Source organism: Metabacillus halosaccharovorans, from assembly GCF_002019635.1.
Classification (GTDB): Bacteria; Bacillota; Bacilli; order Bacillales; family Bacillaceae; genus Metabacillus; species Metabacillus halosaccharovorans.
Genome location: NZ_KV917372.1, coordinates 167829 through 193800, shown reverse-complemented (window position 1 = coordinate 193800; position 25972 = coordinate 167829). Strand labels below are relative to the sequence as shown.

Genomic DNA, 25972 nt, shown 5'->3' with positions numbered 1-25972 from the left:
AATTTTTATAGAGATGTTGAATTCAGAAACGAATTGACGTTCTCAGCAAATAGTTCTGGAAATTGAAATAGGTGTCCGTGACCAGAATCAGGATAAATAATGAGTTGTGCTTTTGGTAAGTGCTCAGCTAAAATATAACTATTTTTGGTTGGAACCATAACATCGTTATTACCATTTGTCACAAGCACAGGGTGTTTAATGTTCTGTAACCAATTGTAATCATTATTGGATTTTGGTTGAGACCAATTTGCCAAAGCCTTTAATTGGGCTTGTTGTACTTGGTCAGAACTTTCAACCTTTTTCTGATTGATAATTCTTTGTAAAGATGCCATTCCCGCAGATTTACTTGTTTCAGTTGAACCGTAAAAGAAAAACATGAAGTCATCCAAAGCATTCTCTGCATTCCCACCGTGTCGATTCATTCTTTCAAATATTTCCAGCTCAGGATTAATTCCAGATTCAGGTCCAGTACCTGCCATGATGATTCGTCTAATCAAATTACCTTCTTGTAATGCCAATTCTTGTGCAACCATTCCACCAATTGAAAAACCGAGTATATCGACTTGATCTAAACCAAGTGCTTTTATAAATTTTCCTGCATCTTGTGCCATCTCAGCAATCGTAGCAGGTGTTTGCCCTTTCGTCTCACCAACCCCTTTGTTATCAAATAGGATAACTGGACGTTCCTTCGCTATTGGAACAACCATATTAGGATCCCAATTTTCCATCGTTCCTCTAAAGTGAACTAGAAATACGACAGGTACTCCCGTTTTTTCACCAAACCTTCTATAAGCATAACTAGTACCTTCAACTTCGATAAATTCTGATTCAGATGGGATAGTAAATGTTGTCATTTGAGTTTCTTCTCCTTCGAACATTGAGTTCTTAATTTTTCATTATAAATTAGCTGAATGACACCCCTTTTTAGAATGAATGTTCTAAAAAGGGTGTGGAAAGAAAGTGAATCCATCACTTAAATTGTCAGATTATAACCCTTTTTCTACTTTTATAGTTATAAATTTAAATTATCATATAGTCTTTAACTGTTTTAATAAATGTATCAAAGCAAACTTTGCTTAATATTTGAAAAGTGCAGTATAGCTAGATTGATTATCGACTTATTGAGAATGATCGTTCTTAAAAGAGTAAAAAAATTAATCTAATACCGAGAGTGTTATATCAATAATATTATTTAATTTTTCTGTATCATCGGTAGTTTTAGTCATAACACGTAGACCTACTAAGGAATTATGAAGAAATTCCGATATTTTTTTTGCATCATGATATTTAGATATTTCTCCAGCTTTTTGACCTCTTAGCACTAGATTGTTTAGCATTAATTCGGTCTTAGAAAAACTCTCCACTACCTTTTCAGCTGCTTGTTCATCATGTAAAGACAACTCAACTGCCGTATTAACGGTCAAACATCCAATAAGTTGTTGGTTATCTCTGACAATTATCATTTTAAATAATTGCCTGATAGCATCTTTTACCGAATTCAGCTGGATTACTTCATTCTCTATTCTATTTCCTATAATTTCATTATAATGATCCAACACTTTTATAAACAAAGTGTGCTTGTCGCCAAACGTATCATATAAGCTACGACGATGGATACCCATATACTCTACTAAATCTTGCATGGAGGTTTTTTCATAGCCTTGTCTCCAAAATAGTTCCATAGCTTTTCGTAATACTTCATTTTCATCAAATTCTTTATTTCTAGCCATACTATCATTTCCTTTGAGTAATCTTAGAGTAACCAGAAAATCTTAATGCTAACTTCAAAGATAATCATCAATCAACAAAGTGAAGAATATTGACTTTCTCGTCCCTCGCCAATAATATCATTTTAAGAATGAACAGTAAAGATTAGCTTAAAGAGTTACTACATATTCACCAATTTTGTATGAACTATATGTTTTAACAGCATCACCTCCTTAAAAAAGGATTTTTAAATCTGTAAACTAGAGAAAATGCTAAGTGTTCGTTTTTAGAATGAACGTTCTCATTATGACAAAAATTAGCTAATTACCTTTCAAATTCATAATATCATTTCTAGAACGATTGGTAAAGAATAAATTTTGTTTCTTTAACATTAGGCAAAAAGAAAAAAGTGCAAATTTAAATTCCATAGATTCATTCTATAAAATTTGTACACTCAACCTTTTTATTTTAATTTTAATGAAGGGTTTAAATTCTTATTCAACAAACAGATCGTTTAATAGCAATAGATAAGACTTTGATCTATTATCTCCATCTTTTCCCCTGCTCCACACCCAACGTGCGACTTTCACCGCATTAGGCGTCCCATCTTTTTCTTTTAGACTAACGTAACTAAATTACAAACTTTACGAAATTGGTTTAGCTACTTCAATAATTTTCCATCTAATTGAAGGATGTTCCTATATCGTTCAATCGTCTTTTCACTTAATCTATGGACATCTTTATGTACGATTACAAGATTATTGAACTCATCTGTACCTCCCATATGTCGGGGTAACTTATGTTGACAGTGTACCTGATTAGATGTTAAAAATTCCACTATTATGGCACATTTGCCTAATTGCATTTAAACATTCCAAAATCAAGTTGAGGAAAATCCTAAAGAAAAACTGAAGATTCCTGGTGATGATACACATTTAGATCAAAATTATAATGTTACACAGTTGAAAAATCATTTTTTGTTATATAGTGGACGGCTGCTATTAATCTGCCTACGATCTTGTGCAAATGCCGTACGATACAATAAAATATGAATACTCATCAAGAAAAGATAAATGGGGAAGGAATAAATCAATTTGTAACCGTGTTTGTAATGGTATACACCTATCTTTACACCCATCCATTCTAACCCGACAGCTATTATAGCCCAAATTAGAATATAAACAATCGTCTTTATTTTGAACATTCGCATCTGTTCATACCCATAAATAAACCAATATCCAAACGGCGCATACATCATATAAGAAAAAATATCCATCAATTGATATTTCGATTGGTCTCCCAAATCGTAAAGTTCAAGTGGAGGTATCTTTAACGTATGATCAAAAACGAGTCCAAATGCAACGCCTATAAGTATGTTAAAGGTTGTTTGTAAAGGAGAATATCGCTGTTGAAACAACCAAATCGATGCAAAACCAATGACACCTACACCGATAACGAACCACTCATTCCCATTGAATTGATTATCATAAACGATGTTTTCCATCAGCGAATCCATCCTTCCTTAGATGCCATTCGTTGAAAAAGTCTTCCTAAAAGAATTGTATAAGTCATAACAATCACGATCATTATTGACTCCATAAAGAAATTCCAACCTTTATCAGTAAGTACGTGATTCCATCGAAGCATCGCTCCGATGAATATTTGGAACAAAAACGTATAGATTGATATTCCCCAGCGGATATTGGATTTAGAGGTCGTTAGAAACACGTTAGCAAAGGTGAGAAGAACAAAAGTAACAGTGAAATCATTATGTAGGATCATAGACAGGAAGTGGGGAATGCTATTTGTGTTAATTTTGAATAGCTTAAGGTTGAACGCGGAAATCGTCAGTTTGTTTGTTAAGATAGCATCAATGGCCATAAACAAAAGGAGGTTAACAGACAAAGGTAGCTTCTTTGAGAGACTAACTTGAACCATAATACAGAACCATGCTAAAAAGAGAAATATCACAACTACCAAGTTAAAATGTCCTTTCCATTATATATTTTTATGTGTTTTTATCATGCCCCTGATACTTCTGCGTATGCATAATCAACGTAAAGTTTAAACTCGTTACTTCTCAAAGGTACTTATAAGCAAAAATTAACGATTCAAACTGGAAATTCATTCAAACAATCCTCAACAATTAGGCCCTGTTTGCGGAAGAAGAGATATGGATAAATTCTGGTGTTTTATTCCTCTGGACTTGTTAATAACACTTAACGTTCGTTAATATAAAAAAACGCCTCATTCCAATAATATCAAGGAATCAAGACGTTTTTATCTACTCACATTTAGTTGTGTTAATATGTATTTTACACGAAATTTATTTTTAATAATAAAGGGAATTTCCTCTCCCTTCATCGTTAGTCAAATGGCAGTTTATTCTTGAAATTATGTTAAATGATTAATCAATAATTCTCGTCAGCAGGATTTCGTTTATGTTTTTCATTTATTATTTTCTTGTTAAGTATGCGTACTTCACCGACCATTAACAATCTCATATCTTCTACAATATAACTTGCTAATTCTTCGTCAGAGATATCATTTCCCTCAATATCAAGACGGAACTCCTGTCCTTGAATTCCACCACCATTCGTAAACTCGATTTCAAAGTCGAATAGAACTCTTTTATTCATTTCTCATCCACCTTTATTTTAATATCGGAGTATTATATATATATTCTGGTTTAAAGAACAAATAACTCCTTATATTTAAGTGGTGATACCCTTCATTACTCGGAACTTTAATAATAAACTTACCGGTTGTTTGTGAAGAATTTCAGTTATCTTTGTTCAGGATGTTGATTAGTGATAGCCTTGATTTTAGATCGCATCTTGTAATTGTTCATATAACTTTTGAGCCTCACTAATAGACAAACTATCTTGATTATTACTTAGGTTCTTTGACTTAGTCTCTTCTCATTTTTGTTCTGCCTTCTATTTTTGTATTTCAATCTCAATTTGATATAACTGCTGCTGCAATTGTTGTAGCTTTTTTTCTTTCGTATCGGAAGACTATTGAGCTGAGCTGGTTTCCGTAATATCTGATGAGTATTTTATAAAATTCCTTCTCAGACAACCAAAATATATCTGTATTTTGTGGAATATGTCAAAGTAACCGTATCATCGAAACAATTTGTCCTTTGTGATGTGATTCATGAGTAATTGAATGAAACAGTAATTGATGTGGCGTTTCTCTAATAAATCCACTGCCAGCTTTCCAAGAAGGCTCTTTTTCAATAAACCAATTGTTCCGATAATTAAATAAGCGCCTTTCCCATTCAAGAAAAGCGCTCGATCGGGGGTGAATGCCAAGTTATTTCTAACCTTGATTCACCTTATAATATAATTGTGCAAACTGTCCAAACCGTTTTATATCAACTAACTTTAAATCGATTTGTGGTTTCTTTTCTTTAAATAAAGGAATACCTGAACCTAAAATATGAGGTGTGACAGTAATGATATATTCGTCAATTAAATTTTCTTTTAAAAAAGAATCAAGTAAACACCCTCCACCAACCATCCATATTTTAGAGCCTTCTTGTGCTTTTAACTTTTTTGTAAATTCAACTACATCTTCATTCACAAAATCCACATATTCATTTGAACCTTTTTCAGTAGTGGAGAAGACATAGCATTTTTTATCAGGATAAGGAAATGGTACCATATGTTTCGCTATATAATCATACGTCTTTTTCCCCATTATCACTGTATCAATGGTTTGATACATGTCCTGGTATCCTGCGTCACCTTCCCCCTCTGTATCTTCTAACCATTGTAAGTCATCATCTTCTTTTGCAATAAACCCATCTAAACTTGCGGCAATGAATAAAACGATTTCACGTGACATCCTTTGATCTCCTTTTTCTTTTAGCATTTCCCTTATTGATAAAATCATAAGGTATACACTATACTAACTGTAAAACATGACAAGTAATGGCATGATTATCGAAAAAAGGTGAGAAAAATGGCAAAATCCAAGCGTTTATTAGATATTCTAATGTTTGTTACGGCTAAAAAAAAATTTACAGCGCAGGAAATAGCAGATGAATTCCAAATATCTATTCGTACTGTACATAGATACATAGTAGATTTATGTGATATAGGATTGCCGATTTATGCTGAACAAGGACGGAATGGGGGTTATACCGTATTAACAAATTCTTTTCTTCCCCCTATTTTATTTACTGAAGAAGAAGCTGTTTCAATCTTCTTCTCTTTTCAATCGCTAAAATATTATCGCAGTTTGCCATTTGATGCTGAGATTACCTCGGTTGAACATAAATTATATAACTCACTTCAAAGTGAAGCAAAAACAAGAGTAGATAAAATACGTTCACATATTGCATTTTGGAACCCTAAGCGAACAATTGATTCGCCATTATTAAATGAAATGTTAGAGTATTCTATTGGGAATAGAGATGTACATATTCAATATGAATCCAAAACAGGAATGAGGGAAAAACACATTCGACCAATCGGTGTATATGCACATGATGGTTTATGGTATTTGCCTGCTTACGATTATGATAAGAAAAAAATTTTACTTTTACGAGTAGATCGTATTCTTTCAATCATTTCAAACGAAAAAAGTGAAGCTGAATTCCTGAGTTTAGAAGAATGGTTCGACTTCCATGAAGTAAAAAAACCTATCCGGTTACATGTACACTTAACAATGGAGGGTGTACGTCAATGTAAAAGTGTTCCTTATTTTGAGGGTTTTGTTGTCACAGAAGAAGATGGAACTGGATACATTGATACAATCATTGATAAAGGTGAACTTGGTTTTATAACACCCCTATTTTTAAGACTTGGACGTCATGCACGAATAATAGAACCAATGGAATTAATAGATGGATTACGAAAACAAGCTGAAGAGATTTTAACTATGTATAAAAGTTAAGGATGCCTTCAAGTGTCTGGATACTATAATTTTCCTTTTAAATGATTAATGCGCACAACCTTGTTCCAGAATGGCGTTCGATTGAATAAGATTGAAGAAAAGTGTCCGTTAGTTGAAGGAATTATTCAGTATATGATCGCCAAACTCCTCCTGAACCAGGTGTAAAGCCACATGCATTATAAAAGTTAGTTTTGTTCTGCTCGTATGATACCGTTACAATTCCTAATCCAAAACGTTTGGATTTACGCAATAATTCCTTTACTAACGCAGCACCAATTCCTTGCCCCTGATAAGAAGGATGAACGATAATATCTTCCAGATAACCATGTTCTAAGCCCATACCACAAACATAACCAAAGGCAATCAGTTTATCATTTTCGTCTCTAACCCCTGCCCAGAAATTACAACGTTCAAACAATGTCGGGAAATCTTCGTCTCGTCTACTCCAACCAACAAGCTCTCTTAATTCTGGTACTTCATTAGTATTTATTGGTATATTTATTATTACTTTATCATTCATTTATACCTCTCCTTACTCACCAAGATTATGATATTTCTATATATTGAAGCTCTTTTCCTCCTTTCACTACACTGCTTATTAGTTTTAGTGAAATCCTTAACAATCCTCTTTCCCTTTCTAAGTGTTCTTCACAAATCTGTTAAATTTCACGGTTAATAACTGAAAAAATTCAATGTGTGGGCGCATTATCTCTTTTTCCAATACCATAACCAATTACAATACCTATGATAAGCGGAACCAAATAATTAAACTCTAAATCATGTGTAAAAAAACTTATTACAAACCAAGTAACTATTGCACCCAAAATTGCTAATAATAAATTCTTCATCATTTCCCCCTGATAAATTTGAAAATAATTTACGTAATTGAAATCATTAATTCACTCAATAGCCTCTTAAGCTGAAACCTATATAGAAATAAAGCCTCCGCAGCAATCAAATAATTCTTATTCAAGATTAGCGTTTGATTTCTGAATTGTGAATTATTGTATTCACCCTAAGCCCAAATACTAACTATAGGATATTTAACCCGTTATTCTAATGTAACAGTTCTATTATTTGATATCCTTCCATAAAAAGGCTCGTTCATTTTTTAACGCGCTCTATCGATGATCAGTGAACTTTTTTGGGATAACAACAGCATTGCAAGCTTTTTCATAAAACTCAAGAGGCCCTGCTTCACCAATAACAGCATATTCATATCCAATTTCCTTTATCTCACCTAAACAATAATGAAGTAGAGTATATCCTATTCCTTGCATTCTATTTGATAAAGATGTACCCATTGGACCGAATATTCCTTTTTTTCTTCTAACTACATCAAAGCAAGCGAATCCAATAATCTCTTGCCTATCTAGAGCTATAAAAATTGGAATATTTTCTTGTGAAAATCCGTTTTCAATTGAATCTAGCCATCCATTTCCAAATTCCTTTTCTACAAAGGTTTTCAAGGAAGGAGCATCCTTTTGGTTTGCCTTTCTAAATGTTATTCTACTTTTGGGAATGGAAGGAAACGAATAATCTTTTAAAGAAACGATCATATCTCTCGGCAGAGACACAATTTCAAGAATACGAGAGACATCCAATCCATCAATTATTGCTCTCGTTAACCTGTCATTAACTTTAAATATGGCGTCCACTATATGTCCTTCATTTAAATAAATTTGTTTGAAACGCTTCATTTGATCCTCTGCGTACGCTAATACTCTTTTCGTGGTTTGAGAAATATTTAGTGTAAAAGGTTCATAATTAAATCCTTTATCATCCTTATCAAATTGTATACCCGTTACTCTTTTATTTAATATCTCAGTAAGATTTGGATAATTAATATATAATTCAGCACACACACTTGTCCTCTCGAGCAATACCCCTAGTAATAAATGAATTGGATAAACAATCTTGGTTGTCCTTTCAGCTTCCATTTCTGCATATTTTAGAATCCTTAAAGAACGATCTGTGTATCTCAAAAACGTTCACCCTCAGTCAATTTTATCTATAAATTCGGTGTATTGAGTAATAAGCCTTTTGTTTTCAATACGTTAAGTACAATACTTCACAATATCAAAGCAATTTTAATTTTTATCTTCAGCAATATGCGCCACCAAGTTGTGAACCACATCATTATAATTAACATAAAAATTTTTTATAGGAATAATAGCAAAATAAGAAGTTACCTCTAAATCAAATAACAAACAATCATCATAAACTAAGCAAATACTTAATTCTTTTTTTGGAATAATTCCTTTTTGGGATAGTGAACTTTTCAGTTCTTCATATAATCCATGACTTTTTTCGTCAATAGATCTTTCTATAGAAAACTGCCCTGCGAAACTGCTCCACCAGACTTTAAATGCCTTATAAATTCCCCTATAATCCTTTAAACAACAAGAACTATTTGCAAACAATCTATTGTAAAATAAATCTTCCTCATCATAAAAAATTTTCGCACTATTAATATGATCGTCACTTATTCTTTCAGATACTTCATTCCACAATATATCCAAATGCTCTATAATATTGTAGTTCATCAACCTGGTCGTTTGTGTATTAAGTATGCAGCAATCTGCTAGTTTGTAGAACAAAACAGTTACGTTCTATATTATGTAGAAACACTTATAGCGGAAAAATTCCCAGTAAGCTATTAGCGCCATATACATAAGTAGTATATAATTTCACCCTCAAGAACTTAACTCTTGAGGGTGAAATTTAGCTCATCATGGTGAGGGTCTCAATTTGATGAATATAACGGAACCTTCCACTTCTCTTTAACTTCATAATACCGAGTCACGGAAAGTAAATGTAAGGTTAGTTCTTCAGGAATTTCATCCAAATCATATGAAATGAGATCAATAGTTGTCTTATAGCGGCCGTTCTCATCTTTTTCATCTAAAATGGAACCGCTAGGATAAGTGAAATATTTTTTTCCTTTGTCATCCACTATAACCCAAGCTCCAAGATCTGAAGACGGAGCTTCTTTGCCGCCTTCCATTTCAATTTTAAACATCGTTTCCTTTTTAATTGGGATTAGAGATTTACGTAGCGAATACATACTTTGTTTTTTCGCCTTTTTAATCGTTATATAATTACCCTCGTATTCAAATGAGACAGGTTTTTTCCTCAACTCGTTTGGTTTTATTTTAATGGAAAAATCCGAAGGTACTGTTTTTATAACCCCATCTAACACAAAGGTCAATTTGGCATTCTCTTTTTGCGGGATAAATGACTCATTCCACGCATTATGACCGATTTGACCCATCTGTTGGCCAGTACCTTGTAGCATTCCTAAATCACTAGTGTGTCCTTTATCTTCAAAGAAGGTGTTATGGTGATATATAGCCTGATTTTTGTCATTCTCAATATGATATTGAATGGCTGATCCAAAGTTAGTAAAGGAGTCTGTGCTTTCTACACCAAATTTCTCTTCAAGCTGCTTTATTTTTTCTTCTATTCTAACTTGTTCTTCTTTTACAAAAGATGTTTCATACAATAATTCATTAGAGGAAGGTGCAAAGCGAACTTCCTTCATGTTAATGGTTACACCATGCAGGCTTGTTTTTGCATCATTTAATGAGAGAGTAGTTGTGTTTTTAAGACTCTCTTTTAAATCAACAGGAAACTCTAACTCCCAGTTACCTTTAATTCCGTTTAGCTCGACTAAATCAAAATTTACGGTAACCTTTTCCAATGCTTCTTGTTCGCGTAATGAAAATTCGATTAGCCCGTAGTCACTTCCTTCTGACCAACCCATGCTTAATCCATCAAGTTTTTTTCCATTTTGATCACTTGCCATGATGTTGTTCTTCGAATCAGTTATTTCAATATATGAATCTTGTGATTGTCCATTTTTATTTAAAATTTGATAGGATAACGCCACCCGGGAAGAATCGGCAAAAACATCTTCCACTTTTAAGGTAATCCCTTTATCTGTTACTTCTTGATTGATTCGTTTTACTAACCCTGCATCAGATGCCATTCTTAAACCTTCATCCACTTGCTCTGTTGAGAAAAGGCCACCTATCCACTGTGCAAAGCTAGGGTGTAGTGTTGTTCCTAACCCAATCACTAATACAGTTCCAGCAGCGACAAGCGTCATACGCTTCCAAGGACTCCTCTTTTTACGGACAGCTGTCTGACCATAAGACTCCAATTCGTTGAGGACTAAAGAAGCAAAATCATCAGCTAAAGTTGGAGTTTGTAAAGTTTCTTTTAAAAATTGTTGTTCCTCCGTGAAAGCATTGACTACATGCATACAATCTTCACAGCTTTTTAAATGAGTGCGTATATCAACATGTTCTTGTTCAATTAGTAGATTATCAACATACTGTGAAAGTTTATCACCCGTTGGACAGTTCATGAAAATAGCCTCCTCCACATTTTACGGTATCTCTCATTTTTTTCTTAGCCCGATGAAGTTTATTACGAACGTTTGAAAGAGGGAGATCGACAAGCTCACTTATTTCGATATAGCTTAGTTCATTTACATAACGTAAGAGAATAATTAAACGCTCATCTTCTGGTAAAGTTGCAATTAATCGTTCTATCTGTCTATTTTTCTCATTTTTCAAGAAAATGATTTCCGGGTTATTAGGATTCACAACTTTTTCTTCATTTATTTCTACTTGCTTCATTTTATAACGTTTTTTTCGAAACTCATCCATACAATGGTTGATCGCCACCCGATAAATCCAACTGGAAAACGATCCTTTTCCATCATATTTACCCAACTGGTGATATACTTTGATAAATGCTTCTTGTACTAAGTCTTGTGCATCCTGTGGATTTTTTGTCATTCGTAAAATTGTGGCATATAACTGATTTTTATATTTATTAATAATGTGTGCGTAGGCATCTTTATTGCCGGATAGCACTTCTTGAATCCATTGGATTTCCTCTTCCATTTTGTCCTCCTGACTATACTCCATGTGCATCTCTCGCTTTTAAATCTCATCTATTATAACGAGTTCATCAATAAAATAATTTCATTTCATTAGAAAATAATTTTCCGAATAAAATATGCATACTTAAATTAGACACAAGAATGGCTGTCGGAACTTTACCGACAGCCTGAACACTCTGAAATATAACAACCCTTCGATTAAACATTACCACATACAATTAAATAATAGTTGAAACTAATCTATCGATCCCTACAAAATAATTACTTGTTATTCTCGTTCCTCCATCGGAGAGATTTTTCAACAAGCTCATTAACAAATGCTTCTTTTCCTTTTTGATATTGATGTGTATGATCCTTGAACCTAATAGCTAATTCAATTTTTAACTCTCCATATTTTTTTGCTTCTTCGGGGTGATTCAATAAGTAGTTTTTAAAACTTAAATGTTTATCAATATTCTCGTTACCAATTTGATAAATATGTACATGGTGTGTTCGTTTATCTTTACCTTTAGGAAAGTATCTTCTTCCCGAAATACCGTTTTCACCTCTAGGTTCATATCCAAAAGTTTGCATTTTATCATTGTATTCATCAATATTTTCAATATTTTTAACAATTATTAAAATATCAATTATTGGTTTTGCATAACCAATTGCTGGTACAGAGGTACTTCCAATATGAAAAATATCTACCAATTCATTTATGAAGATTTCATTAAGTAATTTCTCTTCTTTCCTGTAAGATTCTTCCCATTTTTTTGTCCAAGGGACAATTTCGGTTTTTCTCATACATAAGGCACTTCTTTCCTTTTTAACTTCTATGTTTTTACCCTACTAAATTCATCATTTACTTAAAATAATCCTTCTTCAAATAACCTGCCGTGTTAGTTTAGGATTAACAATATACAATCTTTTTTGTATGTAATCTTTTTTAAACTCAATATTAATAGGTGAAACATGTGTGTTATTCAATCTTAACTTTTATCCTATCTATGGCGTTGTAACCATAACCTTTTCTGTTCCACATCGGCTCTGATGGTTGAACATTTCCTTTAGAATCAGTCGCTTTGGATAGTATAGTATATTCGCCTTTTTTAAGTGTCTCCCATTTATAACTCCAACAAACCCAAGCATATTTCTCGGATGAAGAAGTTAGTTGACATGTATCCCAAGTTTGACCTCCATCAAAACTAATTTCCACCTTTGCAATATGACCATTACCTGTCCAAGCAATGCCAGTAATTTCATACACCCCTGAATGCAGTAATTTCCTATTTAAAGGATATTTTATCGTTGAGTTAACATTGTTCGTCGTAACAGGGAATTTTCCACTATCGTTCTCTTTGTTCGGAAAGTAAACATAATCATCTGCTTGAAAAGGTCCTTTAAATTCCTTATCAATCACTATTATTTTTTTAACCCATTTGACAGATGCCATTGCATACCATCCAGGAACAATTAACCTAAGCGGAAAACCATGCTTGAAGGGGATCGGTTGATTATTATATTCATACGCAATAATGGTATCGGGATCAAGGGCTTTTTCTATAGGTAAACTTCTTGAAAAACGATACAGTTGGCTAGAATCAGGTCTTTCTCCATAATCATGCCCCTCAAAAACAATTTCTTTGGCAGTATCAAGTAATCCTGTGTACGCCAATAAGGATCTTAAAGGTACACCTTTCCAAATTCCTTGGCTTATCGCACCTTGTCCCCATTGCTCTCCATACACTTTTGGGTTAAATAACTCACGCTTATCACCAGAACATTCTAAAACCACTTTTATCGTTTTAGATGGCAATGAGTAAATTTGTTGTAAAGAAAAAACTTTTGGTTTATGCACTAGCCCCTCAATTGGCAGAAAATAAAAGGAAGACGCAAATCTTGGATAAGGAAAATGATTTCTTCTATAAAACAGTCTATTACTAACTATATCGCCATTAATAAAATGGATAGGTGTTTCCTGGTTTTCAGGAACTAACGTCTTTGTCGTCAGGTATGGTCTTACTTCATGTTGATGAGAATTACTCATAAAAGCCACCTCTTTTTATATGTAGTTGCTAATTCATGCATATGTAATTTATGAGTAATCATTCAGAGATTATTTCGTCGTTTTGGAAAATTAAGAACCGATGGGATATGTTTAGTTACCATTCAAAATGTATCCTAGAACATTTCGTAAAAAGATATAACTCATGATCCCAAAAAACCACTTCAATTTATATTTGTTCCGAGTGAATAGTCGGAAAAGATTCCGTTATGACGACACTTTTGCAGACATCCAAGTTGGTATAACTACATTTTAAGAGCCTAGCCATCATCTTTGTACTCCTTACATTTTTTGATATAATTTCTGCCCTTCCCAGTGCACCATTGACTCCCCCGATATGTCTTGTCATGGGTCATATACTACGTTAAATGAACTTGTTACCATACTTGCACTTTTATTAACAAAGAAAAACCGGATTAAAATCAAATCCGGTTGGCCTTCCTCTAATTATGGTGATGATGATGCTCATACCCATGATCTTCCGCATATTTACGGAAATTTTCTAAATCTTTATTTCCAGTGGAAGTACCGTTTATGGCCTGATTCATACGTTCCAACAGTACCGTTCTTAATTTTGGGTGATAGCCAAAATACTGTGCAATATCAATTGTTATATACGGATAAGTTTCCTTAAACTGTTCGGCCATTTTATACATTCTTTCCATTAAAATTCCTGTAAATAAAAAATATGGCAGCATGATAATTTTTTTTGCGCCTAATTTAATGCATCGTTCTATCCCATCCTGCACAGTTGGCGTCGTTACCCCCATAAAGGCACTTTCAACTATAGGTACATGTAATTTCTCCCACAATAACCTGCTGATTTTATAAAAATCACCATTAGCATATGGATCGCTGCCACCTCGCCCAATTAATAAAATGGCCGTGTCCTCATGCTTTTGATCCACATCAAAACCTGCTTCAATAAGTCTTGTTTTCAAAATTTCAAACACTTCCTCATGAACACCTATCGTTTGGCCATATGTAAATCGAACATCTGGGAAATGTTCTTTCGCATGTTCAATTTCTGCAGGAATGTGCAGTTTTGAGTGTCCTGCATGTAATAGAATGATTGGAATGACATGGATTTCATCTGCACCTTTTTCAATACACAACTGAATTCCATCTTCTATATTTGGTGATGCAAACTCTAAAAAACATGTTTCTACTAAAAAGGCTGGATCAATGTATTCTTTCATTTGCCCGACAAATTCGCGAACCTCTACATTTCCTGCCTCCAGTCTGCTGCCGTGTCCAACAAATAATACAGCTTTTTTCATCGGTGCATTATCTTTCTTGTATTTTTCAATTCCTTTTATGCGGTCTTCGCCACGTTTCCGCACACCTTGCTCCATTGAATAAATGATAGCATCTTCTTTAACTTCTTCATGCACAATACCACGTGCAGTTTCTTCATGTTGAACCGAATACCATGTCCCTATTGGGTAATCAATTACGACGCATTTATCTTTACAGCGCCCGTTACATCGTGTCCGCGATGTATGAATATCCTCATCTAAACGGTTTTTCCGAATTTCGTCTCGAATTTGCTGCGTTACCGCCTCGGCTCCTGCTCCCATACAGGTTGCCCCATTGCAAATGAGTATGTGACGCTGCATTTGCGTTAAATTCCAGGTTGTCATAAAGTGTGATTTCCCCCTCTTCCATCATCTTGTCCACATATTAATAATGGCAAAAAGAAACTTAGTCATTTTACCTCACAGGCTCCCAACTAATAATCGCAGCATAGAATGGATAACGGTAAACATACTGGCCATCCTCCATTACTATAAAGCGTTTGAGTGATTCTTTTACATGTGCCATATCAAACCTAGTTGATAAGATTTTTTTGCTTTGTGCTACATATAATTGTTGCATTGTCTCATAACGATACTCACGCTCCAGCTTGAGCATTTCACAATTTGCATAAATTCCTAACTGATAAAGCATATTGACGATGGTAATATAATCACGGCGAGGGTATTTAATATCATAGCCGAACTGCTCATCTAATTGTACGTAATGGGGCTGTATAGGTCCTGTTGTTAAACCAATGATGGCGCGTTTTTTGGCAAGCTTGTTCATTTTTTTCAGCGCCGCATTCATTTCATACATACGATAAAAACAGTTCACCCCCATAACAACATCATGTTCCTCAAGTTGCTCTTCTTCCCATTTACTATGAACGAACTGAACATTCGCATCGTTTTCAAAGTATTGTTTTAAATAAGTCAGCACACTTTCAGAACCATCCACCAACGTTAACCGTTTTACATCTTGATGGAGTTGGAAAGTATAGTTGCCCCATCCCGGACCAATTTCGATACAAGTTGAATTTTGCGGAATATGCTGTTTTATTTTTTCGTATATTTTTTTTGCATACCCATCAATTTGCTTATATGTTTTTTTCTTCATGGACTGAGCCCAAAATGCTTCTTCCATCTCATCATCAATCATTCTTTCTGGCATTTTTCCATGCCAGTCTAACATTCCTTCTTTCCACAGCTTTTCAAAATCAAGTTGCAAAAGGGATTGTTTTATCATTGAATTTCTCCTCTTTTTTCACAACAAATTGGACAATACTTTTGGTGTTTTCAACAGCAGCTGATGTATAAGGCTGCAATGATTGACGCTTCCCAAGTTTCTCTTGCCCATATTCTGATCACGTCACGACGCAGTTTCTTTTGCCTAGCTTTTCCCTTGTTAAGATATCTTCTGTATTCCTATTCCGGTTGCCTTTATATGCTAAAAGCATCACCTGTCTTGCTACCATTCCAACCACTCTTATAACCAAGTTGTTTTTTCTGCAAATGGTGTACGCTTTTTTTCGGTAGTAATTTCTTCTGCAGGATACCCAATACATAACGTCCCGATTAATTGCTCCTCATCTGATGCACCAACAAAATGATGTAAAGCTGTATCATGAACTAAGCCTACACCGCGTGTACGCCATACCATTCCTAAACCCAGTTGTTCGGCCATTAACCACATCGACATAATCGCACTGCTGACTGCAAAGGTATTATCTTTTGTTGCACCTTCATCGCGATCAACAATGGCAGATGTCACCACAATGACAAGCGGAGTTTTTGTGATGGCTTCCATCGAGCTTTCCACTAAATGTGGTTTTGTTGGAAAACGTTTTTGTAAATAATCAAGTGCCACATGCTCATAACGTTTTAAGCTGTCTCCCTGTAATACGTAGAAATGCCACGGCTCACGCATACGGTCATTTGGTGCATACGTTGCTGCTTCTAGTAATGTCTCGATTTTGTCACGTTCCACTTCGCACGTTTTAAATTGGCGAATCGCGCGGCGATTTTTTAATGCATCTAACATAATTCATGCTCCTTTTCTATAAACCAGGTAATTTGATCTCGTACACGAACCACTTCGCCAACTAAAATCATGGCTGGATTAGTGATACGATGTATTTGAATATCTTGTGAAATCGTGGAGAGATTGCCTGTAATCGTACGCTGATTTTTGGTTGTTCCCCATTCAATTACGGCTACAGGGGTTGTTTCACTTTTGCCATAGGTTATTAAGCTTTTCGTAATATGTGAGATATTGCCGATGCTCATATAAAAGGCCACCGTATCAATTTGAGCAAGCGCGGACCAATTTAAAAAATCCTGCTCCTTTTCTGGTCGGCCATGACCTGTAACGATCGTAAAGCTTGCTGCATGATCACGATGTGTGACAGGAATCCCCGCATAAGCAGGCGCCGCAATCCCAGCTGTAATACCTGGCACGATTTCAAATGGAATATCCGCTTGCCGTAAAATCGCGGCTTCTTCTGCCCCACGTCCAAACACAAATGGGTCACCGCCTTTTAAGCGGAGAACCTGCTTGTCAAGACAAGCTTGTTCCACTAGTACACGATGAATTTCATCTTGAATCAGTCCATGCTTGCCAGGTTCTTTTCCACAATATATCAGCTCGGCGTCTGCTTTCGCATGTTTTAATAATTCAACATTCACCAGACGGTCATATAAAATCACATCTGCTAGCTGAATGCACTCTAATCCACGAATCGTCAAAAGTTTTGGGTCACCAGGACCAGCTCCTACAATATATACAAATCCACTCACCGTTTTTCTCCTATTCGCTGTTGCAGCCACGCTTCACATTTTTGTTTTTCACCTTGCTCCATCCACTGTAATAACTGTGGATCCAGGAGCTCTGCTAATAGCTGTTTTTTCGTATCCCCCGTAAACACTTGTAAAACTCGCTGACGTGCTTCCTTTAAAAAAGAAACATACTGAGCGTAATGTCCTCCAAATTGCTCTTCTAAATCCGACTTTACTTGGCGTGTCAGACCTGGACTTGCTCCAGACGTTGATACAGTCAAAACGAAATCACCGCGGCGAACGACTGCTGGATTGATGAAATCAATACGCCCTTTAGCATCGGCACGGCTGAGTAATTGCCAATGCTGGGCCGCTTCTTCCACGGCAGTGTTTACCTCTTCGTCATTTGTTACGGCGAAAATCAGTGCTGCATCATCTAAGTCTGCAGGATCAAATGCTTTTTCTTTCCATGTCACATGTCCTTCTTTAATATAGTGATGTAATTTTTCGGTTACCGCTGGGCTTATCACCGTCACCAACGCATTTGTTGGCATCAGTGCTTCCACCTTTTGACGTGCTACTTGTCCTCCCCCGACAACAACAACCTTTTTATAGTCAATATTCATTAATAGTGGGAAATAATTCATTGTTTACCTCCAAACATGCTGTCAGCCAATTTTTCACAATCTGTGGATTTGAAGCAAAATGAAAGTGTGTATATCCAGCAACAATATTTTTATGTAGATATCCTTCCTGATGAGCACGAAAACGGCCTTTACTAAAATAAGCAGGTGATGTATGCTTCCCTTCGTATGTTGAGTAATGGAACTCATGCCCTTTTGCCTGCTCCTCTTCATTAATTAGAAAGTTACCCGGAACACCTGTAATTTCCCGGTAGCCAAGTGCCGCTAATTTATCCTGCATCCGCACACGTCCTGGAATAATCCCGACCATCGGGAATACCTGTCCTTGACGATTCACAATTTCCTCTGTTAAATACATAAAACCCCCGCACTCCGCTAATGTTGGCAATCCTCGCTTAAGCGCTGCTCTTATTGATTGCATAGTTTCTTCATTTTCCGCCAAGATTTTAGCAAACTCTTCCGGGAAACCCCCGCCGAAATACAGCCCCTGCGCTTGTTCTGGAACTTCCTCATTTTGTAATGGAGAGAAGTAATGCAATGTGGCACCATATGCACGGAGTAATTCTAAGTTTTCTTCATAATAGAAGTTAAAAGCGGCATCCTTTGCAACTGCAATATGTACTTCTTGTCTTCGCGGCTTTATATCAAAAATAGATGGAGAGACTTCTAATGATTGTGTTTTCGTAATTTCCAGCAGTTGTTCAATATCCACTGTTTCTTCAATTGCTTCTGAGAGTCTATCAAAATAGGAATCTAAATCGCCTCGTTCAATGGCTGGCACTAACCCTAGATGACGGCTCGGCATCATCGGTATAGCTCCTTTTGGCAAATAACCAATGACAGGAATTCCACATTCTTTTTCAATCGCTGCTTTGACAATATCAAAATGATTTTTACTTCCTAATTGATTGGCAATTACACCAACAATAGTTGAATTTCCATCTAACATTTGAAACCCTTTGACGATGGCAGCCGCACTTCTAGCCATACTAGCAGCATTGATAATTAAAATGACGGGGCTATTTGTAATCTCACTAATGTGAGCAGCAGATCCTTCATTTGTTAATGGCGATTTGCCATCATAAAAGCCCATGACTCCTTCAATAATAGCTGCATCTGCATCTTTGCTCGCTCTTGCGACAATGGCGCGAACTGTTTCATGTGACATCATGAAACTATCAATATTACGAGAAGGTCGTTGTGTAACAGCAGTATGATAGGTTGGGTCAATATAATCTGGACCGCATTTAAAGCCCTGAACGATTAAACCTCGCTTCATAAGAGCGCTCATGATGCCGATTGTGAACGTAGTTTTTCCAACACCGCTTCCAGTGCCGGCTAGAACAAACCGATTCATCATATTACCTCCTCAAAATTGACACGTGCAATGGATATCGTCACATTTCCACTTTTCTTTTTCTCCAGCAGTAACTCTTTCGCATTCGCATACCGCAATGCAGCGGGCTCACTGACCCCATACGCACCTGTATATTTAAAGACTGTTTCCGATGGGTTTTGCATCGGAATTTCATTTAGCTGATCTGGTGTGTAAGTGACAAACGGCCAGTTATGTTTAGCTGTTAATTCAAGCAGACCTGTTTCGTTTTTCTTTAAATCGATGGTCGCAATTGCTTTGACACTTTTTTTACTTAAACAAAGTTCTGATAATGTTTCATCTATGACTAGTTCAATCTCTTCCATTGTTGTACCACGATTACAGCCTATACCTAGTACAATTGATTTAGGTCGATAGATAACTCCGTTCTCAAGCAGTACCTCTTCATGTGCCTCAATTAATCGATCTGTAATAAGCAGTGCAGCTTGCGGCTTAGCTTTGATTGCTTCTTCGATCGTTGGATAAATAATTAAATTTTCAGGCATTGAGCATTTGTACATCCACCAATTTTTTTCTCCTGTTTCCTGCACGATCGCAACATGCTCTTCATTAACTACCGATGCACTAACAGGTGTTAGCTTTTCTTCACTATCCCATATCCACCCAAATTGGGCGCCAAATAAATCAACAGGAATCGTTTTTTGAACATCTGATGCGGTTGTAATGACGGGTACAGCACCGATCGCATGGGCTAATTCATGTGTTAAGGCATTGGCACCTCCAATATGACCCGATAATACGCTGATGACATATTGACCTTTATCATCCACTACTAACACTGCAGGATCTTTCTTTTTATCTATTAAAAGCGGGGCAATCATGCGTACGACAGCACCGAGGGAAATGATGCAAATGATGCCTTTATATTGCTGGAACAAAGCGGGCAATAATAAGCGGACCGTTCCATCAAATAACTGAATTTGACGCATGTCTTCGTCGCCCTGCTCGAATTTCTTCATATAATACAGGTCCGCATACGGGAATTTTTCAGCGTAGCTTCTTGCATGTGCCACTCCATGTTTCGTGATGGCGACGAGTGCATATGGTTTTCGCTTTACAATTACAGGAATTTCACCTTCACATAAACTAATCATTTTCCTTCACACCTTTGCGGAACCCATGAGTAAAGGTTTTATCATATAGCTTCGAACGATAATTTTTCTCATGGATATGCGGGTCTAATGCCCAGCCTGCCAGAATCATCGCATGTTTGCGTATGCCATTCACACGCATTGCCTCATCTAATTCAGCAAGTGTTGTCCGCACAATTTTTTGATCAGGCCACGAAGCACGCTGCACAACAGCAACTGGTGTATCGTCTGCCCATCCTGCAGCCTGCAGTTCTTTGGTAATTTTCTTTGTTAATGTCGCACTTAAAAACATGGCAATCGTACAGTGATGGCCTGCAAGTGATTGTAATTTTTCACGCTCAGGCACAGGTGTTCGTCCTTCAGCACGTGTTAAAATAAGAGTTTGGGTTAAATCTGGAATCGTCAGTTCTGCCCCAACAGCTGCTGCAGATGCAAAAACAGAACTTACACCTGGCACAACTTCATAGCTAATCTCATACTGCTTCAGTAATGCTACTTGCTCCATCGTTGCCCCGTACATCGCGGGGTCTCCTGTATGTAAACGAACAACCTTTTTGCCTGCATGAACACGATCGACGATACAATCCACCATTTCCTGCAGATGCATCCCTGCTGTGCGGATTATTTCAGCTGACTCCTTCGCTTCCGCTACTAACGTTTCACTTACAAGTGAATCGGTATACATCACAACATCCGCTTCTTTTAATAGCTTTAAGCCTTTCACCGTAATTAAATCCGGATCTCCCGGACCTGCACCGATAATCCAAATTTTCTTCATTATTTGCGCACCACCATACATGACAAGTAATTTAATTCTGAACCCTGAAGCTCATTGATCTTCCAAATAACCTCTTCGTCAGATGTAACTTTTGTAACCACATGTGCTTTTTCTAATAAATTCATTTCCTCTAATAGATTGAGCATTGCGTCTAATACTTTTGCTACTTTGATAAAGACGATCCCATCGTGAGTTTCAATCACTCGGCGCATTTCTTCCATATCCTCCGTAGCAGGAATCATAGCAACATAATCATCACCATCAGCCAATGCAATCCCTAAACGATTAACAGAACCATTAAATGAAGAAATTCCTGCTACCGTTTCAATTGGAACATCAGGGTACATCGATTTCATAAGGTTCATTAAATGAATAAATGTGCTGAACAGCATAGGGTCCCCTTCTGTTACAAAAGCTACATCTTTTCCTTGTGCTAAATAGCCATAAATTGCTTCCACAGATTTCGTCCACTCAGTACGGAGGGTATCCTCATCTTTTGTCATGGGGAATACCAAGCCAAGCATCTCTTTTTCCGCTGGATTAATATATACTTCAACAATACGATGGGCATAAGATTTACTGCCCTTTAATTTTTTGGGATAAGCGATGACCGGGCTTTCCTGCAATCTGCGAAATGCTTTAACTGTTATTAATTCTGGATCTCCCGGCCCAACACCTAATCCAAATAAAGTTCCTATTTTCATTCTTCTTTTCCTTTCTTTGCTGTCACTATATAGATTGGATTTAATGGTTCAAAACGTGTTAAATGTAAGATTGGCTTACTTTTTGAAAGTTGTGCTTGTAATATCGTTACTTCACATCCTAATATTTTTAGATGTTGCAACGCTTCTGCCAGATTTTCGATCGTTGCAATATTCATAACAAGGCGTCCATTTGACTGTAAGCGTGAAATACATGTTTGTAATAAATGCTCCATATTTCCACCGTTACCGCCAATAAAAATCGCATGTGGGTCTGGAAATTCATCCAGACGGTCAGGTGCTTTCCCCAGCACTGCAACAAAATCTGTACGATGTTTTAGTTGATTTTGAAGACAGTTTTCAAGGTCACCTTCATTTTTTTCAATTGCATACACAGCACCTTCCCGAGCTATTTTTGCTGCTTCAATCGCAACTGAACCTGTGCAGGTTCCTATATCCCAAACAATGCTATTCTCTTTAAGTCCTAACTCCTGCAGACAAAGTGTACGGATTTCTCTTTTCGTAATGAGTCCTTTATCTGGCTTCCTTTGAAGAAAAGCATCATCCGGAATTCCAAGAGAAGCGCGTTCAACCGTTGTGCGCTGTTTTAAGATCACAATATTCAATGGAGAAAAGGAGCTTTGTTCCATTTCGTCTAAATCGAAAAAGCGGCAGCGCTCCTTCTCACCTTGTAAATTTTCAGCAACAAAGGCATCATATTCTGTCATACCAAAACGCTTTAAATATGATGCGATTTCATTAGGGGAATTTGTTTTATCTGTTAAAACGGCAACTTTTTTACGCCCATCAATTTTTTGCGCAAATCCTTTAATGGTGCGGCCATGCAAGCTAACAATATACGCATCCTGCCAGCTTTCCTGCATTTTAGAAAAAGCGAGCTGTATTGAGCTGGTATATGGATAAATTTTTATTGGAAGCTTTTTTGCAAGTAAACTGCCAAGCCCATAAAACAGTGGATCACCGGACACTAAAATAACGACATTCCGTGTTTCTTGCTCCAATTCGACTATTAACGCTGTTAAACCACCTTTGATTACTTTTTTCTCTTTTTTAAATTCCGGGAAAAATGATAAATGACGCTCTCCGCCTACTAATACATCACATTCATTGATCCACTCAACATATTGGGGGAGCAATCCTTCCGCGCCATTATCCCCTATACCAATCATCTTCATCCAATTCATCAATGTTCTCAGCCTTTCCTAAACAATCTCCATTCATGGCATACAAGGTTGTCGACACGATCATGTCAGTATTCATATGATTCAGTGCATAATAGCAGCAGTTTTTGCAAAGTGTTGCAAAGAATGCTTCGTTTCCCTTAAGCATTTCACCAACCTGTGAAGCCGTATTCGCCTGTAAAATTTCTCGCTGCGTCTCCTCATTAACACCCACTTTATTGGCAATGCCTGCTAGAAACTCAAAGCTTATCGGAGCGCTTTTTGAGTGAACCATCATAACGCCTTGGGCAACTTTTGAGAACTTCCCCATCATCCCTACTAACGAGACTCTCGGAATTTTCTTCCTCGCAATATTTTTTAATGTAAAACCGACAAAATCGCCCATTTCAATAAATGCTTCTTCTGGTAAGTGAGGATACTGCTGCATAGCATATTTTTCACTGCGTCCACCTGTTGTAATAACTAAATGCTCACATCCTGCTTCTTTTGCTACATTGACCGCTTGTACAATACTTGCCATATAAGCAGAACTTGAAAATGGTACCACTGTTCCCCGCGTACCTAATATTGAAATTCCTCCTATAATGCCTAAACGCCCATTCAATGTTTTTTCAGCAATCTCTTCACCGTCAGGTACAGAAATGACCACTTCAATTCCGCAATCCAATTTATATCTTTCTATTGCTTCTTTTACAACACCATTTATCATTTTACGAGGTACAGGGTTTATCGCTGCTTGGCCAACTGGTACAGGCAGTCCAGCTTTTGTCACTCTCCCTACACCAATCCCGCCATCTAAATGAATGCCTTTTTCTTCTGAATAACAAACAGTACTCTGAATTCGAGCTTGATGTGTTGCATCAGGATCATCACCTGCATCTTTGATCGTTTCACACATTACCCTGTTATCTAACACTTCATATGCTGTTACTTTAAATGTTGCATACTGACCAACCGGTAAATAAATCGTGACTTCTTCTGGTACCTTTCCAACGACAAGAGCTTGCAGTGCTGCCTTTGTCATCGCTGTTGCACAAGCTCCTGTCGTGTAGCCGTGACGCATTTGGGAAGGATCTTTTTTATTTCGTTTCTTTTGCTCGTTCATCCGCCATAATCGAAATGGCATTAAGTGCAGCGACTGTCACTGTACTGCCACCCTTTCTCCCTTTGTTCGTAATAAATGGAATTCCTTCGAGCACAGCTAACTCCTCTTTCGACTCTGCTGCTGATACAAACCCGACGGGCATTCCAATAATTAAATCCGGTTTTGCCACTCCGTCTTTTATTAAACGAATTAACTCCAGCAACGCGGTTGGTGCATTGCCAATGGCATAAATTCCTCCTTGATGTAAACGCGTTGCTTTTTGCATAGAAATAATAGCCCGTGTTGTTCCTTGAGCCTTTGCTTCCTTTGAGACATCATCATCCGCAATATAACAATGCAAGTCCCCTCCATGCTTTTGGAATCTCTTACGACCTGAACCACTTTCAATCATTTGAACATCTGCCACTACATGACGACCCGCTAAAATGGATTGAATCCCTGCCTTAATTGCATCCGATGTAAAAATCATACTACGGCCTAACTCAAAATCTGCCGAAGCGTGAATGACACGCCGAACAACTAACCATTGCTCATCTGTAAATGGATGTTCGCCCATTTCTTCTTTGATAATGGAAAAGCTGTAATCATAAATTTTGTCTGGATCTACTGTTACAGGAATAAATTTGGTATTAAAGTTTGTGTTTGCCAAGAATAAAACCTCCCAATAATTGAGTTACTTCTTCAAAAGAAGTACAAAAATTTTCATATTTAATCGCAGGACGTTTGATTAAAATAACAGGAATCCCTAATTGCAGAGCAGCTGCCATTTTTTCATCTACAGATCCGACTTTGCCGCTTTCCTTTGTAATCATCAGCGTCACATTGTATTGCTCACATAATGCTTTATTTAAAGATTCAGAAAATGGTCCTTGTATCGCAATAATGTCTTTTTGTTTTATACCTAAACGATTGCATTTTTCCATGTTTCCTACATTTGGGAGCATTCTGCATATAAGGCGGATTTCATCGCGTATTAAATATTCAGCGAATATTTCCAATGTTTTGCTGCCTGTTGTCAGCATGATCGTTCCTTTATGATATTGAGCTAATTTTGCTGCTTCTTCATAACTTTCAACTTCTGTAATGAGTGGAGAAATAAATTGTTCTTCTGGTCTTTCATAACGAATATAGGGAATTTCACATGCTAGTGCTGCTGCCATTGCGGTTTTCGACGCTTCTTCCGCATACGGATGGCTGGCATCGATGACACAGGTCATTTTTTGCTTCTGAATCATTTCCATCATGTCATCAACAGATAAGCGCCCGACTTGATAAGGAATATTGCGTGCATGTAAGCTTTCAGCTGCAGATTCTGTGACAACTGTTGCTAATAAAGGATAGCCTTGATTTTGCAATTGAATGGCTAATGCTCTCGCATCACTTGTGCCTGCTAAGAATAAAATCATGT

The 25972-nt window shown here is 36.7% G+C and carries 29 protein-coding genes; 1 reads left to right on the top strand and 28 read right to left on the bottom strand.

The window, feature by feature from the left end:
- Positions 1-5: 5 nt before the first annotated feature.
- The 7 genes from BK577_RS15400 to BK577_RS15365 form a co-directional block, all read right to left on the bottom strand.
- The gene (locus tag BK577_RS15400) at positions 6-854 is read right to left on the bottom strand and encodes an alpha/beta fold hydrolase (protein ID WP_078433771.1); all 849 of its coding nucleotides are present in this window, start codon (positions 852-854) and stop codon (positions 6-8) included.
- Positions 855-1154: 300 nt separating this feature from the next.
- Entirely contained in the window at positions 1155-1730 is a 576-nt protein-coding gene (locus BK577_RS15395; RefSeq protein WP_078433770.1) for a TetR/AcrR family transcriptional regulator, read from the bottom strand.
- A gap of 947 nt (positions 1731-2677) precedes the next feature.
- Positions 2678-3211, bottom strand: a complete 534-nt coding sequence (locus BK577_RS15385; protein ID WP_078433768.1) for a hypothetical protein — start codon at positions 3209-3211, stop codon at positions 2678-2680.
- Positions 3211-3678 (bottom strand): hypothetical protein, encoded by a 468-nt coding sequence (locus tag BK577_RS15380; protein ID WP_245823572.1) that lies wholly within the window; start codon positions 3676-3678, stop codon positions 3211-3213. Before BK577_RS15380 ends, BK577_RS15385 begins: the two co-directional genes overlap by 1 nt.
- Positions 3679-4118: 440 nt before the next feature.
- Entirely contained in the window at positions 4119-4346 is a 228-nt protein-coding gene (locus BK577_RS15375) for a cyclase (RefSeq protein WP_078433767.1), read from the bottom strand.
- Positions 4347-4818: 472 nt separating this feature from the next.
- Entirely contained in the window at positions 4819-5019 is a 201-nt protein-coding gene (locus BK577_RS15370) for a DinB family protein (RefSeq protein ID WP_078435269.1), read from the bottom strand.
- A gap of 12 nt (positions 5020-5031) precedes the next feature.
- Positions 5032-5559 (bottom strand): dihydrofolate reductase family protein, encoded by a 528-nt coding sequence (locus BK577_RS15365; RefSeq protein ID WP_078433766.1) that lies wholly within the window; start codon positions 5557-5559, stop codon positions 5032-5034.
- A gap of 117 nt (positions 5560-5676) precedes the next feature.
- Here BK577_RS15365 and BK577_RS15360 point away from each other — a divergent pair, with 117 nt between their 5' ends.
- The gene (locus BK577_RS15360) at positions 5677-6612 is read left to right on the top strand and encodes a helix-turn-helix transcriptional regulator (RefSeq protein WP_078433765.1); all 936 of its coding nucleotides are present in this window, start codon (positions 5677-5679) and stop codon (positions 6610-6612) included.
- Positions 6613-6733: 121 nt separating this feature from the next.
- Here BK577_RS15360 and BK577_RS15355 read toward each other — a convergent pair whose 3' ends face one another.
- The 21 genes from BK577_RS15355 to cobK form a co-directional block, all read right to left on the bottom strand.
- Positions 6734-7132: a GNAT family N-acetyltransferase gene (locus BK577_RS15355; RefSeq protein WP_078433764.1), complete on the bottom strand. Its 399-nt coding sequence runs from the start codon at positions 7130-7132 to the stop codon at positions 6734-6736.
- A 169-nt stretch (positions 7133-7301) separates the two neighbouring features.
- Positions 7302-7460 (bottom strand): tRNA U-34 5-methylaminomethyl-2-thiouridine biosynthesis protein, encoded by a 159-nt coding sequence (locus BK577_RS25765; protein WP_139367358.1) that lies wholly within the window; start codon positions 7458-7460, stop codon positions 7302-7304.
- Between the two features lie 273 nt (positions 7461-7733).
- The gene (locus tag BK577_RS15350; protein ID WP_078433763.1) at positions 7734-8597 is read right to left on the bottom strand and encodes a GNAT family N-acetyltransferase; all 864 of its coding nucleotides are present in this window, start codon (positions 8595-8597) and stop codon (positions 7734-7736) included.
- Positions 8598-8702: 105 nt separating this feature from the next.
- Complete coding sequence (locus BK577_RS15345) at positions 8703-9125, bottom strand: hypothetical protein (protein ID WP_139367357.1); 423 nt, start codon at positions 9123-9125, stop codon at positions 8703-8705.
- 233 nt (positions 9126-9358) lie between these two features.
- Positions 9359-10984, bottom strand: coding sequence for a DUF4179 domain-containing protein (locus BK577_RS15340; protein WP_078433761.1), 1626 nt, complete (start codon positions 10982-10984; stop codon positions 9359-9361).
- Positions 10965-11528 carry an RNA polymerase sigma factor gene (locus BK577_RS15335; RefSeq protein ID WP_078433760.1) on the bottom strand — a complete coding sequence of 188 codons (564 nt, stop codon included), beginning with the start codon at positions 11526-11528 and terminating at the stop codon, positions 10965-10967. Before BK577_RS15335 ends, BK577_RS15340 begins: the two co-directional genes overlap by 20 nt.
- Positions 11529-11788: 260 nt before the next feature.
- The gene (locus tag BK577_RS15330; protein ID WP_078433759.1) at positions 11789-12313 is read right to left on the bottom strand and encodes a GrpB family protein; all 525 of its coding nucleotides are present in this window, start codon (positions 12311-12313) and stop codon (positions 11789-11791) included.
- A gap of 175 nt (positions 12314-12488) precedes the next feature.
- A complete protein-coding gene (locus tag BK577_RS15325) occupies positions 12489-13556 on the bottom strand; it encodes a sulfite oxidase (RefSeq protein ID WP_078433758.1) in 1068 nt (355 codons plus the stop codon).
- Positions 13557-14017: 461 nt separating this feature from the next.
- Positions 14018-15217 carry a CbiX/SirB N-terminal domain-containing protein gene (locus BK577_RS15320; protein ID WP_078433757.1) on the bottom strand — a complete coding sequence of 400 codons (1200 nt, stop codon included), beginning with the start codon at positions 15215-15217 and terminating at the stop codon, positions 14018-14020.
- A gap of 70 nt (positions 15218-15287) precedes the next feature.
- A complete protein-coding gene (locus tag BK577_RS15315) occupies positions 15288-16118 on the bottom strand; it encodes a class I SAM-dependent methyltransferase (protein ID WP_078433756.1) in 831 nt (276 codons plus the stop codon).
- Between the two features lie 240 nt (positions 16119-16358).
- Positions 16359-16913, bottom strand: a complete 555-nt coding sequence (locus BK577_RS15310) for a nitroreductase family protein (RefSeq protein WP_078433755.1) — start codon at positions 16911-16913, stop codon at positions 16359-16361.
- Positions 16907-17668: a uroporphyrinogen-III C-methyltransferase gene (gene cobA / locus BK577_RS15305; protein WP_078433754.1), complete on the bottom strand. Its 762-nt coding sequence runs from the start codon at positions 17666-17668 to the stop codon at positions 16907-16909. The genes BK577_RS15310 and cobA overlap by 7 nt, the downstream gene beginning before the upstream one ends.
- Entirely contained in the window at positions 17665-18294 is a 630-nt protein-coding gene (locus BK577_RS15300; protein WP_078433753.1) for a precorrin-2 dehydrogenase/sirohydrochlorin ferrochelatase family protein, read from the bottom strand. Before BK577_RS15300 ends, cobA begins: the two co-directional genes overlap by 4 nt.
- Positions 18263-19648: a cobyrinic acid a,c-diamide synthase CobB gene (locus BK577_RS15295; RefSeq protein WP_078433752.1), complete on the bottom strand. Its 1386-nt coding sequence runs from the start codon at positions 19646-19648 to the stop codon at positions 18263-18265. The genes BK577_RS15300 and BK577_RS15295 overlap by 32 nt, the downstream gene beginning before the upstream one ends.
- Entirely contained in the window at positions 19648-20781 is a 1134-nt protein-coding gene (locus BK577_RS15290) for a cobalt-precorrin 5A hydrolase (RefSeq protein WP_078433751.1), read from the bottom strand. Before BK577_RS15290 ends, BK577_RS15295 begins: the two co-directional genes overlap by 1 nt.
- Positions 20774-21556, bottom strand: a complete 783-nt coding sequence (gene cobM / locus BK577_RS15285; protein WP_078433750.1) for a precorrin-4 C(11)-methyltransferase — start codon at positions 21554-21556, stop codon at positions 20774-20776. The genes BK577_RS15290 and cobM overlap by 8 nt, the downstream gene beginning before the upstream one ends.
- The gene (gene cobI, locus BK577_RS15280; RefSeq protein ID WP_078433749.1) at positions 21556-22260 is read right to left on the bottom strand and encodes a precorrin-2 C(20)-methyltransferase; all 705 of its coding nucleotides are present in this window, start codon (positions 22258-22260) and stop codon (positions 21556-21558) included. The genes cobM and cobI overlap by 1 nt, the downstream gene beginning before the upstream one ends.
- A complete protein-coding gene (gene cbiE / locus BK577_RS15275) occupies positions 22257-23453 on the bottom strand; it encodes a precorrin-6y C5,15-methyltransferase (decarboxylating) subunit CbiE (RefSeq protein WP_078435268.1) in 1197 nt (398 codons plus the stop codon). The genes cobI and cbiE overlap by 4 nt, the downstream gene beginning before the upstream one ends.
- On the bottom strand, positions 23428-24564 hold the full coding sequence (locus BK577_RS15270; protein WP_078433748.1) for a cobalt-precorrin-5B (C(1))-methyltransferase: 1137 nt from the start codon (positions 24562-24564) through the stop codon (positions 23428-23430). The genes cbiE and BK577_RS15270 overlap by 26 nt, the downstream gene beginning before the upstream one ends.
- On the bottom strand, positions 24539-25213 hold the full coding sequence (locus BK577_RS15265; RefSeq protein ID WP_078433747.1) for a precorrin-8X methylmutase: 675 nt from the start codon (positions 25211-25213) through the stop codon (positions 24539-24541). Before BK577_RS15265 ends, BK577_RS15270 begins: the two co-directional genes overlap by 26 nt.
- Complete coding sequence (gene cobK, locus BK577_RS15260; RefSeq protein WP_078433746.1) at positions 25194-25970, bottom strand: precorrin-6A reductase; 777 nt, start codon at positions 25968-25970, stop codon at positions 25194-25196. Before cobK ends, BK577_RS15265 begins: the two co-directional genes overlap by 20 nt.
- Between the last annotated feature and the right edge of the window lie 2 nt (positions 25971-25972).

Excerpts from the sequence above, each read along its gene's own strand:
- BK577_RS15360 (WP_078433765.1), top strand. The coding sequence starts at position 5,677 with ATGGCAAAATCCAAGCGTTTATTAGATATTCTAATGTTTGTTACGGCT.
- BK577_RS15290 (WP_078433751.1), bottom strand. The coding sequence starts at position 20,781 with ATGATTAGTTTATGTGAAGGTGAAATTCCTGTAATTGTAAAGCGAAAA.
- cbiE (WP_078435268.1), bottom strand. The coding sequence starts at position 23,453 with ATGAAGATGATTGGTATAGGGGATAATGGCGCGGAAGGATTGCTCCCC.
- BK577_RS15395 (WP_078433770.1), bottom strand. The coding sequence starts at position 1,730 with ATGGCTAGAAATAAAGAATTTGATGAAAATGAAGTATTACGAAAAGCT.
- BK577_RS15310 (WP_078433755.1), bottom strand. The coding sequence starts at position 16,913 with ATGTTAGATGCATTAAAAAATCGCCGCGCGATTCGCCAATTTAAAACG.
- cobM (WP_078433750.1), bottom strand. The coding sequence starts at position 21,556 with ATGAAGAAAATTTGGATTATCGGTGCAGGTCCGGGAGATCCGGATTTA.
- BK577_RS15300 (WP_078433753.1), bottom strand. The coding sequence starts at position 18,294 with ATGAATTATTTCCCACTATTAATGAATATTGACTATAAAAAGGTTGTT.
- BK577_RS15400 (WP_078433771.1), bottom strand. The coding sequence starts at position 854 with ATGACAACATTTACTATCCCATCTGAATCAGAATTTATCGAAGTTGAA.
- BK577_RS15335 (WP_078433760.1), bottom strand. The coding sequence starts at position 11,528 with ATGGAAGAGGAAATCCAATGGATTCAAGAAGTGCTATCCGGCAATAAA.
- BK577_RS15385 (WP_078433768.1), bottom strand. The coding sequence starts at position 3,211 with ATGGAAAACATCGTTTATGATAATCAATTCAATGGGAATGAGTGGTTC.
- BK577_RS15375 (WP_078433767.1), bottom strand. The coding sequence starts at position 4,346 with ATGAATAAAAGAGTTCTATTCGACTTTGAAATCGAGTTTACGAATGGT.
- BK577_RS25765 (WP_139367358.1), bottom strand. The coding sequence starts at position 7,460 with ATGAAGAATTTATTATTAGCAATTTTGGGTGCAATAGTTACTTGGTTT.
- cobK (WP_078433746.1), bottom strand. The coding sequence starts at position 25,970 with ATGATTTTATTCTTAGCAGGCACAAGTGATGCGAGAGCATTAGCCATT.
- BK577_RS15270 (WP_078433748.1), bottom strand. The coding sequence starts at position 24,564 with ATGAACGAGCAAAAGAAACGAAATAAAAAAGATCCTTCCCAAATGCGT.
- BK577_RS15330 (WP_078433759.1), bottom strand. The coding sequence starts at position 12,313 with ATGAGAAAAACCGAAATTGTCCCTTGGACAAAAAAATGGGAAGAATCT.
- cobI (WP_078433749.1), bottom strand. The coding sequence starts at position 22,260 with ATGAAAATAGGAACTTTATTTGGATTAGGTGTTGGGCCGGGAGATCCA.
- BK577_RS15315 (WP_078433756.1), bottom strand. The coding sequence starts at position 16,118 with ATGATAAAACAATCCCTTTTGCAACTTGATTTTGAAAAGCTGTGGAAA.
- BK577_RS15320 (WP_078433757.1), bottom strand. The coding sequence starts at position 15,217 with ATGACAACCTGGAATTTAACGCAAATGCAGCGTCACATACTCATTTGC.
- BK577_RS15295 (WP_078433752.1), bottom strand. The coding sequence starts at position 19,648 with ATGAATCGGTTTGTTCTAGCCGGCACTGGAAGCGGTGTTGGAAAAACT.
- BK577_RS15325 (WP_078433758.1), bottom strand. The coding sequence starts at position 13,556 with ATGAGTAATTCTCATCAACATGAAGTAAGACCATACCTGACGACAAAG.
- BK577_RS15365 (WP_078433766.1), bottom strand. The coding sequence starts at position 5,559 with ATGTCACGTGAAATCGTTTTATTCATTGCCGCAAGTTTAGATGGGTTT.
- BK577_RS15340 (WP_078433761.1), bottom strand. The coding sequence starts at position 10,984 with ATGAACTGTCCAACGGGTGATAAACTTTCACAGTATGTTGATAATCTA.
- BK577_RS15355 (WP_078433764.1), bottom strand. The coding sequence starts at position 7,132 with ATGAATGATAAAGTAATAATAAATATACCAATAAATACTAATGAAGTA.